We start from the raw sequence: 15,700 nt of genomic DNA, 5'->3' as shown, positions 1-15,700 counted from the left end.
CAGTTGCAGCAGCGTGTGCGAGGAGACCTCTATGTGAATGGTGGTCTCCGTGTCCGGCAGCCGCCGGTGGACGCGGCGCAGCCAGCCCGTGACGGCGCGGCTGCCGATGCTGCCGATGCGCAGCCGCACGCCGCCGACGCCGAGCGCCGCGTCGCGCGCGGCCATCACCAGGGCGGTCATCTCGGCGACGATCGGGCGGGCGCGGGCGAGGACGGAGTGGCCCAGGGGCGTGGGGCGGCTGCCGGTGCGGCCGCGGGTGAAGAGCAGACCGCCGACGGTTCCTTCGATGCGCCGGAGCTGGGTCGTCAGGGAGGGCTGGGTCATGCCCAGTTGCAGGGCGGCCTTCCGCACGCTGCCGGTGTCGGCGATGGCGCAAATCGCACGGAGGTGCCGGACCTCAAGCTCCACGTGGGGAGCATAACTGCGCCTCGTACGTCACACCAGACACATGACCGGACATGACAACACGTCGATGACCGGCGAGTGGCGCAGGGTAGGCGATTGGCTGACGCTATGGCCAATTGGCATCATCCGTATCACTGATAACGCGTCAGAGACTCAGGGGCACAACAGTTCACCCGTGAACCCCCGTCGCACGTCCCACCCGTGCGGCACCAGGGGTTCTCGGCACGAATGGAGTCCCCCACATGAAACGCTCCACCATGGCGCTCACCGCCGCGCTGGGCCTCGGACTCGCCGCGAGCATCACGGCCGTACCGGCGTCCGCCGCGACGACGACCGCGACGTCCGCCGCCGTCGCCCCGGCCCACCACGGCCACACCTCGACCGCCGCGAGCCGCGCGGCGTACGTGGGCTCCGCCGCCGAACAGGCCGACAACCAGGCGTTCTTCGACGCGGTCATGAAGTCCGCCAAGGCCAAGCAGGCCGCCTCGCCGGGTCTGCGCACGGTCACGGTCGTCTACGACGCCAGCAACGCGCCGAGCTTCGCGAACGAGATAGCCAACAGCGCCCGTATATGGAACAGCTCCGTCCGCAACGTCCAGCTGCGGTCCGGCAGCAACGCCGACTTCAGATACTACGAGGGCAACGACGAGCGCGGCTCGTACGCCAGCACCGACGGCCACGGACGCGGCTATGTCTTCCTGGACTACCAGCAGAACGAGGAGTACGACTCCACGCGCGTCACGGCGCACGAGACCGGCCACGTCCTCGGCCTGCCGGACCACTACTCCGGTCCGTGCAGCGAGCTGATGTCCGGCGGTGGCCCCGGCCCGTCCTGCACCAACCCGTACCCGAACTCCGCCGAGCGCAGCCGGGTCAACCAGCTGTGGGCGAACGGGCTGAAGGCGCTCGACAAGAACGTCTTCACGACGGTCCGCTGACGCCGTAACGGCGACGAGGGCCCGGTTTCCGTGCGGAGACCGGGCCCTCGTCGTGGGTACTTCTAGCGGGCCCGCGCCTCCGGGCGCGTCATCAGGAAGCCGGCCGCCGCGCCCGCCGCGAAGAGCGCGAACACCGAGACGGCCGTGCCGAGCCATGTCGCGCCGAGCCACTGGCCGCCGAAGTAGCCGAGGCTCACGCTGTACGCCGCCCAGGTCAGCCCCGCCAGGGCGGACCAGGGCAGGAACTCGGCCACGCGGCGGTGCATCACGCCCGCGCCGAGGCTGACCACCGACCGGCCGGCCGGTGCGAAACGGGCCACGACGACCAGCGGGCCGCCGCCGCGCACCAGGGCCGTACCGAGCTTCTCCTGGGCGGCCACCAGCCGGCGGGAGCGGGAGATGGCGCGGTCGAAGCGGTCGCCGCCGCGCCAGGCGAGGCGGTAGGCGACCATGTCACCGAGCACGGACGCGGTCGCGGCGCACATCACCAGGGCGAACATCTGGGGGAAGGCGGCGTGCCCGTGGACGGTCGCGTCACCGACGGCCCCGGCGGCGGAGCCGGCCGCCGCGGTGGCGGCGGTGATCACCAGGACCCCGCTCGGCAGCACCGGGAGGAAGACGTCGAGCAGCACGGACAGGCCGACGATCACGTATATCCATGGGCTTGTGGCCAACGCCCCCAGCTGCTCCAGCACGTCCTGATCTCCCGATACGGTCCCCCGCCGCGACGTCGCAGGGGAGCGGCAGGGGCGGCCTTGACAACCGTACAGCGTACGCCTTGGGCGTCCGGGGGATGAGCACAGGGTCCGTGATGTTGTTCGAATCACATACCGGTAGGGGTCCGGACGTACCGGACCCCTGCGGACGGGCTGCCCCCGCTCAGCTCTTGGCGCGGCCGAGGAGACGGTCCAGCGACAGCGCGCCGGGGCCGGTGAAGACCAGCAGCAGGAAGGCCCAGCAGAACATCGCCGAGGACTCGCCGCCGTTCTGGATCGGCCACAGCGCCAGGCTCTGGTGCACGTCGAAGTAGGCGTACGCCATCGAGCCGGAGCTGATGAAGGCCGCCGAGCGGGTGCCGGCGCCGAGCAGGACGAGCGCGCCGCCGACGAGCTGGATCACCGCCGCGTACCAGCCGGGCCAGGTGCCCGCCGGGATCGTGCCCCCGTGGCTGCCCGCCGCACCACCGAGCACTCCGAACAGCGAGGCGGCGCCGTGGCAGGCGAAGAGCAGGCCGACCACGATCCGGAAGAGGGAGAGCGCGTACGGGCGCGCGGCGTCGAGGCGCTCGGCGAGCGACGCGCCGGCTCCCGTGGCGGCGGGGGAGGGCGTCGCGGCGGTGGACGGCGCCGCGGCGGTGGACGTGGGGGGCATGGCAGAGCTCCTCGTGTCGGGGACGGGAACGACGAGGGGAACAGGTTAGGTACGCCTTATCGATGCTTGCAAGTTCAAGTTCTTTATTTCATGTCGCGTTCACACGGCTGCGGGAGCCGGGCACCGCGCCGAAATAGGCTGAGGCGCGTGCTCGCCGCCGCCGCTCTGCTCCCGGTCAACCCGGTCCTCGGCGTGGTCCTCGCCGTGCTGCTCACCGCGGCCGTCACCGTCGCGGCCCTCGCCCGCCTCGCCGACGCCCGCGAGCACGGCTACGCCCGGGCCATCGCCCTGGCCGGGCTGCGCGCGGCCGTCCAGCTGGCCGTCGTCTCCGCGCTCATCGGCTGGGTCGTCAGCGCGGTGCCGCTGCTGCTGTGCTTCGTGGCGCTGATGTTCGCCGTCGCCGTGCGGACCGCCGGGCGGCGTGTCACCCCGAACCACACCTGGTGGTGGGCGGCGCTGCCGATCGCCGCCGGCGTCTTCCCGGTCGTCGGCGTCCTGCTCGCGACCGGGCTCGTACCCGTGCGCGGCGTCGCCCTGATCCCCGTCGCCGGCATCCTCATCGGTGGCGGCCTGACCGCGACCGTCCTCGGCGGCCGGCGCGCCCTGGACGAACTGCGCACCCGGCACGGGGAGGTCGAGGCGGGCCTCGCCCTCGGCATGCTCGATCGCGACGCCCGCCTGGAGATCGCCCGCCCGGCCGCCTCCGACGCGCTGCTGCCCGGCCTGGACCAGACCAGGACTGTGGGGCTCGTCACCCTCCCCGGCGCGTTCGTCGGCATGCTGCTCGGCGGGGCCTCGCCGCTGATGGCGGGCGCCGTGCAGCTGTTCGTGCTGGTCGCGCTGCTGGCCGTGCAGGCGGTGGCGGTCGCGGTCGTCCTGGAGCTCGTCGCGCGCGGGCTGCTCCACCGGGACACCCGCGCCGCGCCGCCCCGGCCCCGGTCCCGTACCCTGGGGGGAGCAGAAGGGGAGTAGCTCTTCGCCGGAACGTCGACATACTGCCGGGCTTCGCCCCGGCCGGCGCCCGGAGGCCGCGTCCGCCCGTACCGGGCGAGCGGGCCAGCGAGACCTTCGGCCGCAGTGTCCATGACGCTGCCGTGCCGAAGCGACCCCTGAAACCTCTCGGGACCCTCTCGGCGCGGCAGTCCGCCCCCGACCCCCGAGGAATCCGAACCGTGTTCAGCATCACCGTCGCCGCCCTGGTCTTCGGCGTGATCTTCCTTGCCGAACTCCCCGACAAGACGGCCCTCGCCGGCCTCATGCTCGGCACCCGCTACCGCGCCTCGTACGTCTTCGCCGGCGTCGCCGCCGCCTTCGCCGTCCACGTCGCCCTGGCCATCGCCGCCGGCAGCGTCCTCGGCCTCCTTCCGCACCGGCTCGTCCAGGCCGTCGTCGGTGTGCTCTTCCTCGTGGGCGCGGCCATGCTGCTGCTGAAGAAGGACGACGACGAGGAGACGGTGAAGAGCCCCGCCGACCAGTCCTTCTGGAAGGTCTCCGGCGCGGGCTTCATGCTCATCCTCGTGGCCGAGTTCGGCGACCTCACCCAGATCATGACCGCCAACCTCGCCGCCCGCTACGACGATCCGCTCTCCGTCGGCCTCGGCGCCGTCCTCGCCCTGTGGGCCGTCGCCGGCCTCGGCATCGTGGGCGGGCGCACGCTCATGCGGTACGTGCCGCTGCGGCTGATCACGAAGGTGGCCGCGCTGGTGATGCTGGCGCTGGCCGGCTTCAGCCTCTACGAGGCCGCGGCCTGACGGAGGGCCGGACCCGGCCCTGTGGCAGGCTGGCCGCCGACGACGCGCGCGCGAGCGCGCACGGAACCGGTGCGGGGGAGCGTGCGATGAGGACGATCGGGCTGATCGGCGGCATGAGCTGGGAGTCGACGGCCGAGTACTACCGCCTGCTGAACGAGCGCACGCGCGACCGGCTGGGCGGCCTCCACTCGGCCCGCTGCGTGCTGTACTCGGTGGACTTCGCGGAGATCGAGCAGTTGCAGGTCCAGGGCCGCTGGACGGAGGCGGGCGAGATCCTCGCCGCGGCCGCCCGCTCCCTCCAGGCGGCCGGCGCCGAGCTGGTGCTCATCTGCACCAACACCATGCACAAGGTCGCGGACCAGGTCGAGGCGGCCGTCTCCGTCCCGCTGCTGCACCTCGCGGACGCCACCGCGGACGCCGTCCTGGCCGCCGGACTGCGCCGGGTCGGCCTGCTGGGCACCGCCTTCACCATGGAGCAGGACTTCTACCGGGGCCGCCTCGCGGCGCGCGGCCTGGACGTGCGCGTCCCGGACGCGGATGGGCGTGCGCTCGTGCACCGGGTGATCTACGAGGAACTCTGCCTGGGCGTCGTGCGGGAGGAGTCGCGCGCCGCCTACCGGAAGGTCATCGAGGACCTCGTCGCGGCCGGCGCGGAAGGCGTCATCCTCGGCTGCACGGAGATCGAGCTGCTCGTCCGCCCCGAGGACAGCCCCGTTCCCGTCTTCCCCACGGCACGGCTGCACGCGGAGGCGGCGGTGGACGCGGCACTGCCCCGGGCCTGACCTGGGCCTGACCCGGTGTGACCCACGTCGCACGCGATCGTGTCACGATCCCGGACCGGCCGGTGTCTACACGGTGGACCGGGCAAGGTGACCGGGTTCGCGAAGGAGGCCGGTGTTGAACGAGGGTCAGGTCTTCGCGGAGTGCCGGCCGCTGCTGTTCACGATCGCCTACGAGATCCTGGGCAGCGCGGCCGACGCGGAGGACGTGGTGCAGGACAGCTACCTCCGCTGGCACGCCGCCGACCGGGAGGACATCGGGCACCCGCGCGCCTACCTCGTGCGCACGGTCACCCGGCAGGCGCTGAACCATCTGCGCACCGCACGACGGCGCCGCGAGGACTACATCGGTCCCTGGCTCCCCGAGCCGGTCCGCACCGCTCCGGACGTGAGCGAGGACGCCGTGCTCGCCGAGTCGGTGTCCATGGCGATGCTGCTGGTCCTGGAGACGCTGAACCCGGACGAACGCGCCGTGTTCGTACTGCGCGAGGTCTTCGGCTACTCGCACCGCGAGGTCGCCGGCCTGGTCGGCAAGACCGAGACCGCGGCCCGTCAGATCGCGCACCGCGCCCGCGAACACGTCCGCGCCCGGCGCCGGCGCTTCGAGCCCGACCCCCGCACGGCCGAGGAGATCGTCGACCGCTTCCTGCGCGCGGCCGGCACCGGCGACGTCACGGCCCTGATGAACATGATGGCGCCGGGTGTGGTCCACATCTCCGACGGAGGCGGCCGGCCCGCCACCGCCCGCCGCCCGGTCATCGGCCGGGAGCACGTCGCACGGTTCGTCGCCGGGGTCGCCAGGACGAGCGGGCTCGGGGCAGCCGGGCCCGAGTTCGCGACCTACAACGCCATGCCCGCCCTGCTGTTCCGGGCGGGCGACCGGCCCGACCACCTGGTGATCTTCGAGATCGCCGGCGGCCTCATCCACGGCATGTACGCCGTACGCAACCCCGACAAGCTGGGCGCGGCCGTCGATCCGCGCCCGCTGGCCAGAAGGGACGACCCATGGAAACCGTGACGGTGCGCCGCGTCATCGCGGCGCCGATCGCCGACGTCTTCGCATGGTGCTCGACCACCACCAACTACACGCGTTCCCCCTTCGTCCTCAAGGCCCGCCTGGCCCGCCCGGGCCGCGGCGCGCCCTACGGCGTGGGCGCGATCCGGCAGCACACATGGCTGATCGGCTGGTTCCGCGAACGGGTCACCACCTACAACCCGCCGTACGACTTCGACTACACCGTCGAACGCAGCTACCCGCCGGCCCGCCACGAGCTGGGCCGCATGACCTTCACGGAGGTCGCCGAGGGCACCCTCGTCGTCTGGACGACCACCTTCCGGATCCCCGGCCCCCTGGGCGGGATCATCGCCCGCAGGATCGGCAAGCCGGTCATCTCCCACGTCTTCGGCAGGATCCTCGACGCGGGCGCCGGGGCGCTGACGGAGGGGCGGGGCGTTTTTCCGGCGCCGGGTTTCCGCCGTGAACCCGGCGAGTGACGGGGGACTTGGCCGGGTCAAGGCTTGAGGAGCTGCTCGAATGCCGTGACATTCGTTCCGTAGCGCACGTTCCAGCCCTCGAGGACGGCCGCTTTCAGGGTGTCGAGGTTGACCTCCGCCTCATTGCGGGGCGAGACGGCGCCGGGGACGTGCTCGTAGTTCCACACGATGACGTCCAGGAAAACCGGGGCCTTGAGCGACCAGCCCTGGTGCAGGAGCGCCTGAGAAATAGCCGGGTAGGGCGTGAAGAGTGGATTGGCGAGCCAGCTGCGCAGATCGGCCTCGGCGACACTGAAGTCCACGCCGATGCGGTTGAGCGCCTCGACGACGTCAACGGGAGGCGAGGTGCCTGGAGCCGAGGGCGGCGGCATCGGACGCCCGTCCGGTGGCGTGTGGGGGGCGTAGCCATTGGTACGGAAGATGCAGAAGATCCGTGGCTCGTCGGCGTGATAGGGGCCGAGGCGCTGGACGTGGACCTCGCCCGCCGTGTCGGTGATATCGAATTGCAGGTGCATGTCGTCTTCGCGTGGGTAGTTGTTGTCGTACACCCATAGCTGGACCACCTGACCACTCTGCTGGTAGGCGTAGGCGAGCACCTGGTGGTTCTTGCCGATGTCGAGCGAGTCGGTCTGGATCAGGCCGATCGGGGACAGTCTCCCCCCGTCGATGTCGTCGCGGATGCGCGGCCATTCGTCCCGGTACGTCACCCAGGAGCGGCCACGGGCAAGTCCGGCCACTTGAATGACCCCTTCGTCGCCGTTCGGGTAGAGCGGCGAGGAGTATCCCAGCCATCGGTGCCCGGAGCCGGTGATGTCGAAGCTGTCCAGCAGCCGGTCCCGGATGAACTGGAAGAGCGGGTCGGCCGCGGAGTCCGGGGCCGTCGTCGCGGCGGGCGGGAGCTTGCCGGCGGCGAAGTAGTCCATCGCGCCGAACGTCATCCCGCCGCACATTCCCGCGCGGGCCTGGGTGATCGGCAGCCATCCGTCATCCACCCGGGCGATTTCCAGGGCGCTGGCGGCGTCCCCGCCGAGCTCGTCGAGCAGTCGGTTCCAGAGGAATCCGACGGTCATCGCGGGAAGGCCGGGACTCCAGTGGTTCGAGAACTGGAACCCGTTGACCGACGGCGTGAAGCCGTGGACCTGGCGACGCGCGCTCTCCCGGAAGCGGATGACGAGCCGGGCCTCGTGGCCCTGACCACCGGTGTACGCCGCTTCGAAGCCCGGCGGCGCGAAGACGTGGAAGGTGTTCCCGTACGGGGACTCGATGAGAGGACTGTCGAAGTGCACGTACAGCTGACGCCCGGGGTCGCCGTCGATGTTGTACTGGACGCGGCCCTCGGTGCCGGACGTCGGTTCGATGAAGAGGTCTCCCTCGGCCCGCCACTCCGCGGTCGTGCCGGGAGCGATGGGGCTGGCCCGAGAGGGGTACCACGGGTCGGTCCAGTCCCCCGATTCCAGCTTGTCCGTGGCCCAGAGGAGCGGCACGGGCGACTCGTTGTGAATCTCTACGGCCATGCGTATGCGTGACACCGCGATCGCCTCAGCTCGTGATCACCAGGACGCGAACGATTCCGCACCCCTGACGGCAGGCCGGTGATATCCCTGGGCCCGCCACTTCACTCGGGCGTCCGCTCGGTGAGAGCAGCTCCCTTTCAGGCTCCGGCTGCGGTTCCGGCCCCGCAACTCATGGGCGTGATGACAGTCGGGGCCGCGCCGCATAATCGCTCGCCCGCGCCGCCCCCGCCCGGTACGTTCCCGGCGTGGAATCGACCCATGACGACGGCGGTACGACCGTCCGGCGCGCGGACGTGCCGGACGCGGGCGTGATCGCGCGGGTCCATGTGGACTCCCGGGCCGCCACCATGCCCTATCTGCCGCCGCAGAGGCGTACGCACGAGGAAGTGGTGTGGTGGGTGCGGGAGATCGTGCTCGCCGAGTGTCTCGTGTGGGTCGCCGAGCGTGGGGGCGAGGTCGTCGGGTACGCCGCGCTCGGTGGTGACGTGCTGGAGGATCTCTATCTGCGCCCGGACCTTCTCCGGCAAGGAATCGGCACGCTGCTGCTCGACGAGGTCAAGCGGCACAGTCCGGGCGGGCTGTCGTTGTACGTCTTCCAGCAGAACACCGGCGCCCGCGCGTTCTACGAACGGCACGGCTTCACCGTGGCCGACACCGACGACGGGAGCCGCAACATGGAGCGGCTGCCCGACATGACGATGCGCTGGGCGCCTGCGTCGTAGCGGAGCTCAGTCCGCGCGGCCCGTGGCCGCCACCGTCACGCCCAAGCCGATCATCGCGAGGCCGCCCGCCCCGCCGACCATCGACAGGCGGCGGTCCGAGCGGGCGAACCAGGAGCGGGCCGCCGAGGCGCCCAGGCCCCACAGGGTGTCGGTGATCATGCCGATGGTGATCGGGACCAGGCCCAGCAGCATCATCTGGAGGGGAACCCGGCCCGCCGAGTGGTCGACGAACTGCGGCAGCACCGCCGCGAAGAAGACGATGGCCTTCGGGTTGGTGAGGCCCACCAGGGCGCCGTCCGCGATCGTGCGGAGGTCACCGCGCCGCTCGCCCGCCGTGACCTCCATGGTCGCCGCGCGCATCTCCTTGCGGTGCCGGAACGCCTGCACGCCCAGGTGGACGAGGTACGCCGCCCCGGCCAGCTTCACGCCCGTGAACACCGCCGCCGAGCTCTCCACCACCGCGCCGAGGCCCCACGCCACGGCCGTCACCACGACGTACGAGCCGAGGAGGTTGCCGAGGACCGTGGCGAGCGCCGTGCGGCGGCCGTGGGCCAGGGCCCTGCCGATCACGAAGAGCACGCTCGGCCCCGGGATCACGATCACCAACAGCGACATCGCCGCGAACGCGAGAACGCTCTCCGTGGACACCATGCGTACGCCACCTCCTGGATTCCGTCGTGCAGGGGGCATCCAAACAGATGACCGATCCTCGTACCAGGCGCGGGCCCGCATGGCCCTACGGAAGGAGCCGCTGCTCCTTGGCCATGGCCACCGCGCCCGAGCGGGTTTCGACGCCGAGTTTGGCGTAGATACGGCCGAGGTGGGTCTTGACGGTGGCCTCGCTGATGAAGAGGGCCCGGGCGATGTCCCGGTTGCCGAGGCCGCGCGCGAGCTGCCGCAGGATGTCGGACTCGCGGTCCGTGAGGGCCGGACGCGGTGCGCGCATGCGGGCCATGAGGCGCCCGGCCACGGGCGGGGACAGCGCGGTGCGGCCCTCGGCGGCGGTGCGGATGGCGTGGAAGAGGTCGTCCGGCTGCTCGGCCTTGAGCAGATAGCCGGTGGCACCGGCCTCGACCGCGCGGGTGATGTCCGCGTCCGTGTCGTACGTGGTCAGGACGAGCACCCGGGGGCCGCCGGGCAGGGCCGTCAGCCGCCGGGTGGTCTCGGTCCCGTCCAGGCCGGCGCCCAGTTGCAGATCCATGAGCACCAGGTCGAGCCCGCCGGGGCCGAGCGCGGCCACCCGGGCGAGCGCCTCCTCGCCGCTGCCCGCCTCGGCGACGACCTCGATGCCCGGCGCGCTGGCGAGCAGGGCGCGCAGCCCGGCGCGGACGACGGCGTGGTCGTCGCACAACAGGACGCGCACGGACGGCGCCGCGGCGTCGGCGCTCACCGGGCGGCCTCCCGTTCGTGCGGGGGGAGAAGGGGCACGGCGGCCGAGACGACGGTCCCGTCCCCGGGGGCCGACTCGACGGTCAGGGTGCCGCCCAGGCGCTGGAGCCGGGCCCGCATCGCGGGCAGGCCGTGGCCGCGCTGCGGGCCGGGCGCGGGGGTGCGGGCGGGGTCGAAGCCGCACCCGTCGTCGGCGATGTCCAGGACGACCTGGTCGTCCAGACAGGTGAGCGTGAGCGCGGCCGTCCGCGCCCCGGCGTGCTCCCGGACGTTCGCCAGGGCACCCTGGGCGACGCGCAGCAGCGCGGACTGCACCGGCTGCGGCAGGGGCGTGGGCGTGCCCTCGACATGGCAGCGGGTCGCGACGGCCGACTCCCGTTCGGCCAGGCGCCGCAGCGCCTCGGGAAGGCCGCCGCCGGTGAGCTCGGCGGGGGCCAGGTCGTGGACGAAGCGGCGGGCCTCGGCCAGATTGGCCTCGGCGATCCCCGACGCCGTGCGGACGTGGCCGCGGGCCGCCGCGGGGTCCCGTTCCCAGACCCGGTCCGCCGCCTGGAGCAGCATCCGCTGGCTGGACAGGCCCTGGGCGAGCGTGTCGTGGATCTCCATGGACAGCCGGTGCCGTTCGGCGAGCGTCCCCTCGCGGCGCTCGATGGCGGCCAGGTCCCGGCGGGTGCGCAGCAGGTCGTCGATCAGCGCGTGCTGCTGCGCCGCCAGCCGGCGCATGCGCAGGAAGACGGCGGTGGCGATCGCGGCCACGGCGGGCGGGGCGAGGACGAGGTTGGGGTCGAACTCCCCGGCCAGCCGGAGCTGGGCCGCCACCACACAGCCGGTCAGCAGCGCCACGAGAAGCACGGCGGCCCGGTCCGACAGCAGGCTCAGCCCGGTGAAGAGCAGGGGCACCGCGCACCAGGCGAAGCTCGGCGCGAGGACGGCCAGGACGAGCCAGGTGCAGACGACGGCGCCCAGCCACACCAGCGGGCGCCGGCCTCCGGCCCGGGCCGCCCCGCCGAGGCCCTGCGCCGGACCGAGCACGTACAGCGCGGTGAGCACGGCGGCCAGGGCGATGATCCACGGGGTGCGGGGCTCACCCGGGTGGTGCAGCAGGAAGCGGGCCAGGGACGCGCCCAGGAGCAGCAGGAACGCCGCGTACAGCACCGCGTTCACCCGGCGCTCGTCCAGGCGCGCGGTCCTGCTCCCACTCGCCGCCGCAGTCGTCCTCGCCGGCGGCTCCTGCCGATCGCGCACCCGTCACCTCACCACACGTTCTGTTCCGTGCATCCGTTCTATATCCATGGTGCGTCGGCGGCATCAGCCGATCGGATGACGGAGGGGTCCGCCGATCTGCGCCGGGGTCGCAGACGGTCCGGCGATCCGGTGAGGGCGGCGCCGAACGGAGGATCGGAGGCAGGCGGTCACCGGACCGCTTCCGTCCTTTCGCTTTCGCAATCGAAGGAGTCCCGATGAAGACGCTCTCCGCGCTCTCCGCCCGTGCCCGTGTCCTGACCGCCGCAGCCGCCGTGGGCGCGGGGATCGTCGGTGTCGTCTCCGTGACGGCCGGGACGTCCACCGCGTCCGCCGCGCCGGCACCGGCGCCCGCGGCCGGGGCTTCGGTGGCGGGCAAGGACCTCGTCCGGCCCTCGCGGCTGAGCGTCGACGCGGCCACGCGTGCCGCCCAGGCGGCGCTGGCCGCCGCGCGGAAGGACGGGCAGAAGGTGTCCGTCGCGGTCGTCGACCGCGACGGCAACACGGTCGTCACGCTGCGGGGCGACGGCGCGGGCCCGCAGTCCTACGAGTCGGCGCAGCGCAAGGCGTACACCGCGGTGTCCTGGAACGCGCCCACGTCCGCGCTGGTCAAGCGGCTGGAGCAGGCGCCGAACCTCAAGGACATCCCGGGCACCCTCTTCCTGCCGGGCGGTACGCCCGTCCAGGCGGACGGGCAGCCGGTGGCCGGAATCGGCGTGGCGGGCGCGCCCAGCGGTGACCAGGACGAGAAGTTCGCGCAGGCGGGGGCCGCTGCGCTCGGCCGCTAGCCGGCCGTCCGGCGGGCCCTCGCCGGGGGTGCGGCCCGGTGCGGACACCGCCGGTCCGGCGCGTCGTGGTCGCCCGCCGCCGCGGTGGGCGCGTCAGCCCAGGACGCTCAGCACGATCCCGCCGTCCGCGCCCGCCTCGACCCGGATCCGGGTCAGGTCCGTCACGTGCGCGTCCGGCGCGTGCGCGGCGGCGCGCGGGCCGACGCCCACGACGTACATGCCGGCCGCGCCCATGCGGGCCTCGGCCAGCTTGCGGTCGGCCGAGGTGACCAGGGCGTGCGGGAGCCGGGCGAGGGCGGCCATGAAGGCGGGCGCGCCCGGCACCGGGACGACGCCGTCCATGTCGGCCGTCTCGGCCTCGAGCATGCGGCGGTTGTCGGCGTGGTTGAGCTCCATCGGCCGGCCGGGGAGGAGGACGGCCATGGTGGCGTGGCCCTGGCGGCCGTGGACGACCTTCATGACCTCGTCCGCGTCCAGGCCGTGCTCGCCGGCCCAGCGGCGCCAGCAGCGCTCGACGACGGCGTCGGAGTTGACGATGGTCCCGTCCATGTCCAGGAGGACGGCGTCGAACTCGCCGAGGGGCCGGGCGGTCCCGTTGGTCATCGTGCGCTCCTGAGCTCGGAAAGGCGAAAGCAAGCGGCCCCGTCCGCCGGTCAGGGAGGTGCGGGCGGGGCCACTTTGTTTTCTCACGATACAAAGCCTGCGTCCCGAACGCCAGTGCCCCAGGTCGGCCCCCCTTCCCGGCCCCGGGTCGGCCCCGGGTCGGCGTACCCCGGCGGGCCGTCGGCGGGGATCCGGCCCACGATGGAGGGAGCCCGTCCTTCAGGCCGCACTGTCGAGGAGCCGCCATGGCGCAGGACACCCCGGGCCCCGCCGTCACCACCGAGCCCGCCCCCCTACGGGGGCAGGGGCAGACGCGGCGCGGGGTGGGGGTGGCCATCGGGGCGCTGCTGCTCGGGATGCTGCTGGCGGCGCTGGACCAGACGATCGTCTCGACCGCGCTGCCGACGATCGTCAGCGACCTCGGCGGGCTGGAGCACCTGTCCTGGGTGGTCACCGCGTACATGCTCGCGTCCACGGCGGCCACGCCGCTGTGGGGCAAACTCGGTGACCAGTACGGCCGCAAGAAGCTCTTCCAGACGGCCATCGTCCTGTTCCTGGCCGGCTCGGTGCTCTGCGGCATGGCCCGGGACATGCCGCAGCTGATCGGCTTCCGCGCCGTGCAGGGCCTGGGCGGCGGCGGGCTGATGGTGCTGTCGATGGCGATCGTCGGCGACATCGTGCCGCCCCGCGACCGGGGCCGCTACCAGGGCCTCTTCGGAGCGGTCTTCGGCGGTACGAGCGTGCTCGGACCGCTGCTCGGCGGACTCTTCGTGGACCACCTCAGCTGGCGCTGGGTGTTCTACGTCAACCTGCCGGTCGGCATCGTCGCGCTGCTGGTCATCGCGTCCGTCCTGCACATCCCGGTCCGCCGCACCCCGCACCGGATCGACTACCTCGGCACGCTGCTGATCGCCAGTGTCGCCACCGCCCTGGTGCTGATGACCTCGCTCGGCGGCGTGAGCTACCCCTGGGCGTCCTGGCCGATCATCCTGCTGGCCGTCCTGGGCGTGGTCCTGCTCCTGCCGTTCGTGGCCGTGGAGCGGCGCGCCGCCGAGCCGGTGCTGCCGCTGCGGCTGTTCCGGATCCGCACCTTCACCCTGTGCTCGGTGATCGGCTTCGTCGTCGGCTTCGCGATGTTCGGCTCGATGACCTACCTGCCGACGTTCCTCCAGGTCGTGCACGGCGTCTCGCCGACGATGTCCGGCGTGCACATGCTGCCGATGGTGGCCGGCATGCTGATCGCCTCCACCGGCTCCGGGCAGATCGTCAGCCGCACCGGCCGCTACAAGGTCTTCCCGATCGTGGGGACGGCCGTCATGACCGTCGGGCTGCTGCTGCTCCACCAGCTCACGCCGGCCAGCAGCACGGCCACCATGAGCGCCTACTTCTTCGTCTTCGGCCTCGGCCTCGGCCTGGTCATGCAGGTGCTCGTGCTGATCGTGCAGAACTCCGTCGACTACGCGAACCTCGGCGTCGCCACCTCGGGCGCGACCTTCTTCCGCTCCATCGGCGCCTCGTTCGGCGTCTCCGTCTTCGGCACGATCTTCGCGAACATGCTCCGGCCGCGCATCGCCGACGCCCTCGCCGGGGTGCGCCTGCCGCCCGGCCTGCACCCCTCCGACCTCCAGGCCGACCCGCGTGCCATCGCCCGGCTGCCGGCCGGCAGCCGGGCCGCCGTCCTCGGCGCCTACTCCCAGTCGATCACCGACGTCTTCCTCTACGCCGTCCCCGCGGCGCTGGCCGCCTTCGCCCTCGCCTGGATGCTGCGCGAGGAGCCGCTGCGCGGCAGCGTCACCGCGCCCGAGGGCAGCGAGATCGTCTCCAGCAACCCCGTCGAGCGGTCCTCCCGTGACGAGGTCGCCCGCGCCCTGTCGCTGCTGGGCAGCCGCGAGGGCCGCCGGCGCGTCTACGCGGACATCACCGTCCGCGCCGGGCTCGATCTGCACCCCGCCGCCAGCTGGATGCTGCTGCGCATCCACCGCTACGGCTCCGCCGAGCCCTCCCTGCTCGCCGAGCGGGTCGACGTGCCCATCCGCGTCGTCACCGAGGCGGCCCGCCAACTGGAGGAACGCGGCCTCGCGATCCGGGACGGGCTCCCGCTCGTCCTCACCGGCGAGGGCGGCCGGCAGGCCGAACTGCTCTTCCGGGCCCGCGAGGAGGCCCTCGCCGAACTGCTGGGCGACTGGTGGACGGCCGGCCGGCCGACGGACCTCCAGGCACTGGTGCACGAACTGACGGCCGAGATGTGCGGGTCGGACGAGGAGCAGCCGCACGACGGCGACGCGGACCACCCCCGGCCGGACCACCGGCGGCCGTGACCCTCCGTCAAGCCGGCCGGCTGCCCCGCCGGGCCGACTGGCTGCCCCGCCGGGCCGGCCGGCTCAGAGCTCCTTGCCCAGCCACACCTCCGCGTACGGCCCGCGCACATACGGCGGGATGTCCGCGTACCCGTGCCGGGCGTACAGCGCCCGCGCCTCCGTCAGATCCAGGCGTGTGTTGAGCACGACGCGCCGCACGCCCCACTCCCGCGCCGCTTCTTCCGCCGCGCGCAACAGGGCCGGCGCCCCGCCCAGGCCGCGCCCGGCCGGGCGTACGAACATGCGCGTCAGCCGCGCTGGTCGGGATGGTCCGCTTCCCCGGCCCGGCGCTCGGCTGCGCGGCCGTCGTGGCCGTCCTGCTCGCCCTGCATGTACGCGCGCGGCCG

17 protein-coding genes and 1 pseudogene are annotated in these 15,700 nt (G+C 72.9%); 9 read left to right on the top strand and 9 right to left on the bottom strand.

The genetic code is table 11. The features are described 5' to 3' along the window. A partial coding sequence (locus tag AB0K09_RS17955) for a LysR family transcriptional regulator (protein WP_366066337.1) occupies window positions 1–408 on the bottom strand: 408 nt, incomplete at its 3' end. A 239-nt stretch (window positions 409–647) separates the two neighbouring features. Between AB0K09_RS17955 and snpA the strand changes: the two genes are divergently transcribed. After that, window positions 648–1,343: a snapalysin gene (gene snpA, locus AB0K09_RS17950; RefSeq protein WP_366066336.1), complete on the top strand. Its 696-nt coding sequence runs from the start codon at window positions 648–650 to the stop codon at window positions 1,341–1,343. A gap of 62 nt (window positions 1,344–1,405) precedes the next feature. Here snpA and AB0K09_RS17945 read toward each other — a convergent pair whose 3' ends face one another. Further along, entirely contained in the window at window positions 1,406–2,038 is a 633-nt protein-coding gene (locus AB0K09_RS17945) for a VTT domain-containing protein (protein ID WP_366066335.1), read from the bottom strand. A 184-nt stretch (window positions 2,039–2,222) separates the two neighbouring features. After that, window positions 2,223–2,714 carry a DoxX family protein gene (locus tag AB0K09_RS17940; protein WP_366066334.1) on the bottom strand — a complete coding sequence of 164 codons (492 nt, stop codon included), beginning with the start codon at window positions 2,712–2,714 and terminating at the stop codon, window positions 2,223–2,225. 147 nt (window positions 2,715–2,861) lie between these two features. On the opposite strand from AB0K09_RS17940, the gene AB0K09_RS17935 reads away from it, so the two are divergent. From AB0K09_RS17935 to AB0K09_RS17915, 5 genes are all read left to right on the top strand, one after another. Then, a complete protein-coding gene (locus AB0K09_RS17935; RefSeq protein ID WP_366066333.1) occupies window positions 2,862–3,686 on the top strand; it encodes an ABC transporter permease in 825 nt (274 codons plus the stop codon). A gap of 200 nt (window positions 3,687–3,886) precedes the next feature. Continuing rightward, on the top strand, window positions 3,887–4,465 hold the full coding sequence (locus AB0K09_RS17930; protein WP_366066332.1) for a TMEM165/GDT1 family protein: 579 nt from the start codon (window positions 3,887–3,889) through the stop codon (window positions 4,463–4,465). Between the two features lie 86 nt (window positions 4,466–4,551). After that, on the top strand, window positions 4,552–5,247 hold the full coding sequence (locus tag AB0K09_RS17925; protein ID WP_366066331.1) for an aspartate/glutamate racemase family protein: 696 nt from the start codon (window positions 4,552–4,554) through the stop codon (window positions 5,245–5,247). A 115-nt stretch (window positions 5,248–5,362) separates the two neighbouring features. Next, window positions 5,363–6,262, top strand: coding sequence for an RNA polymerase sigma-70 factor (locus AB0K09_RS17920; RefSeq protein ID WP_366066330.1), 900 nt, complete (start codon window positions 5,363–5,365; stop codon window positions 6,260–6,262). Beyond that, window positions 6,250–6,738: an SRPBCC family protein gene (locus tag AB0K09_RS17915; RefSeq protein ID WP_366066329.1), complete on the top strand. Its 489-nt coding sequence runs from the start codon at window positions 6,250–6,252 to the stop codon at window positions 6,736–6,738. The genes AB0K09_RS17920 and AB0K09_RS17915 overlap by 13 nt, the downstream gene beginning before the upstream one ends. Before the next feature lie 17 nt (window positions 6,739–6,755). On the opposite strand, the gene AB0K09_RS17910 is transcribed toward AB0K09_RS17915, so the two are convergent. Further along, a complete protein-coding gene (locus AB0K09_RS17910; RefSeq protein ID WP_366066328.1) occupies window positions 6,756–8,252 on the bottom strand; it encodes a hypothetical protein in 1,497 nt (498 codons plus the stop codon). Window positions 8,253–8,497: 245 nt separating this feature from the next. Here AB0K09_RS17910 and AB0K09_RS17905 point away from each other — a divergent pair, with 245 nt between their 5' ends. Continuing rightward, window positions 8,498–8,974, top strand: coding sequence for a GNAT family N-acetyltransferase (locus AB0K09_RS17905; protein ID WP_366066327.1), 477 nt, complete (start codon window positions 8,498–8,500; stop codon window positions 8,972–8,974). 6 nt (window positions 8,975–8,980) lie between these two features. Here AB0K09_RS17905 and AB0K09_RS17900 read toward each other — a convergent pair whose 3' ends face one another. The 3 genes from AB0K09_RS17900 to AB0K09_RS17890 all read right to left on the bottom strand — a co-directional run bounded on the left by AB0K09_RS17900 (window position 8,981) and on the right by AB0K09_RS17890 (window position 11,527). Then, on the bottom strand, window positions 8,981–9,625 hold the full coding sequence (locus tag AB0K09_RS17900; RefSeq protein WP_366066326.1) for a LysE family translocator: 645 nt from the start codon (window positions 9,623–9,625) through the stop codon (window positions 8,981–8,983). An 85-nt stretch (window positions 9,626–9,710) separates the two neighbouring features. After that, window positions 9,711–10,364 carry a response regulator transcription factor gene (locus AB0K09_RS17895; RefSeq protein WP_366066325.1) on the bottom strand — a complete coding sequence of 218 codons (654 nt, stop codon included), beginning with the start codon at window positions 10,362–10,364 and terminating at the stop codon, window positions 9,711–9,713. Continuing rightward, window positions 10,361–11,527: a sensor histidine kinase gene (locus AB0K09_RS17890; protein WP_366066338.1), complete on the bottom strand. Its 1,167-nt coding sequence runs from the start codon at window positions 11,525–11,527 to the stop codon at window positions 10,361–10,363. The genes AB0K09_RS17895 and AB0K09_RS17890 overlap by 4 nt, the downstream gene beginning before the upstream one ends. Before the next feature lie 296 nt (window positions 11,528–11,823). On the opposite strand from AB0K09_RS17890, the gene AB0K09_RS17885 reads away from it, so the two are divergent. Then, window positions 11,824–12,393: a heme-binding protein gene (locus AB0K09_RS17885; protein WP_366066324.1), complete on the top strand. Its 570-nt coding sequence runs from the start codon at window positions 11,824–11,826 to the stop codon at window positions 12,391–12,393. Between the two features lie 93 nt (window positions 12,394–12,486). Here AB0K09_RS17885 and AB0K09_RS17880 read toward each other — a convergent pair whose 3' ends face one another. Further along, window positions 12,487–12,996 carry an HAD family hydrolase gene (locus AB0K09_RS17880; protein ID WP_366066323.1) on the bottom strand — a complete coding sequence of 170 codons (510 nt, stop codon included), beginning with the start codon at window positions 12,994–12,996 and terminating at the stop codon, window positions 12,487–12,489. Between the two features lie 245 nt (window positions 12,997–13,241). Here AB0K09_RS17880 and AB0K09_RS17875 point away from each other — a divergent pair, with 245 nt between their 5' ends. Further along, on the top strand, window positions 13,242–15,314 hold the full coding sequence (locus AB0K09_RS17875; RefSeq protein WP_366066322.1) for an MDR family MFS transporter: 2,073 nt from the start codon (window positions 13,242–13,244) through the stop codon (window positions 15,312–15,314). Between the two features lie 63 nt (window positions 15,315–15,377). Here the strand turns inward: AB0K09_RS17875 and AB0K09_RS17870 are convergent. Then, window positions 15,378–15,611 (bottom strand): annotated as a pseudogene (locus AB0K09_RS17870) (GNAT family N-acetyltransferase); the annotation flags it as partial. Between the last annotated feature and the right edge of the window lie 89 nt (window positions 15,612–15,700).

Origin of the sequence: Streptomyces sp. NPDC049577 (assembly GCF_040675635.1) — a bacterium.
Classification (GTDB): Bacteria; Actinomycetota; Actinomycetes; order Streptomycetales; family Streptomycetaceae; genus Streptomyces.
The sequence above is the reverse complement of the archived record's forward strand: the minus strand, read 5'-3'. Positions and strand labels throughout refer to the sequence as shown.

Excerpts from the sequence above, each read along its gene's own strand:
- snpA (WP_366066336.1), top strand. The coding sequence starts at position 648 with ATGAAACGCTCCACCATGGCGCTCACCGCCGCGCTGGGCCTCGGACTC.
- AB0K09_RS17940 (WP_366066334.1), bottom strand. The coding sequence starts at position 2,714 with ATGCCCCCCACGTCCACCGCCGCGGCGCCGTCCACCGCCGCGACGCCC.
- AB0K09_RS17925 (WP_366066331.1), top strand. The coding sequence starts at position 4,552 with ATGAGGACGATCGGGCTGATCGGCGGCATGAGCTGGGAGTCGACGGCC.
- AB0K09_RS17915 (WP_366066329.1), top strand. The coding sequence starts at position 6,250 with ATGGAAACCGTGACGGTGCGCCGCGTCATCGCGGCGCCGATCGCCGAC.
- AB0K09_RS17910 (WP_366066328.1), bottom strand. The coding sequence starts at position 8,252 with ATGGCCGTAGAGATTCACAACGAGTCGCCCGTGCCGCTCCTCTGGGCC.
- AB0K09_RS17900 (WP_366066326.1), bottom strand. The coding sequence starts at position 9,625 with ATGGTGTCCACGGAGAGCGTTCTCGCGTTCGCGGCGATGTCGCTGTTG.
- AB0K09_RS17885 (WP_366066324.1), top strand. The coding sequence starts at position 11,824 with ATGAAGACGCTCTCCGCGCTCTCCGCCCGTGCCCGTGTCCTGACCGCC.
- AB0K09_RS17880 (WP_366066323.1), bottom strand. The coding sequence starts at position 12,996 with ATGACCAACGGGACCGCCCGGCCCCTCGGCGAGTTCGACGCCGTCCTC.
- AB0K09_RS17875 (WP_366066322.1), top strand. The coding sequence starts at position 13,242 with ATGGCGCAGGACACCCCGGGCCCCGCCGTCACCACCGAGCCCGCCCCC.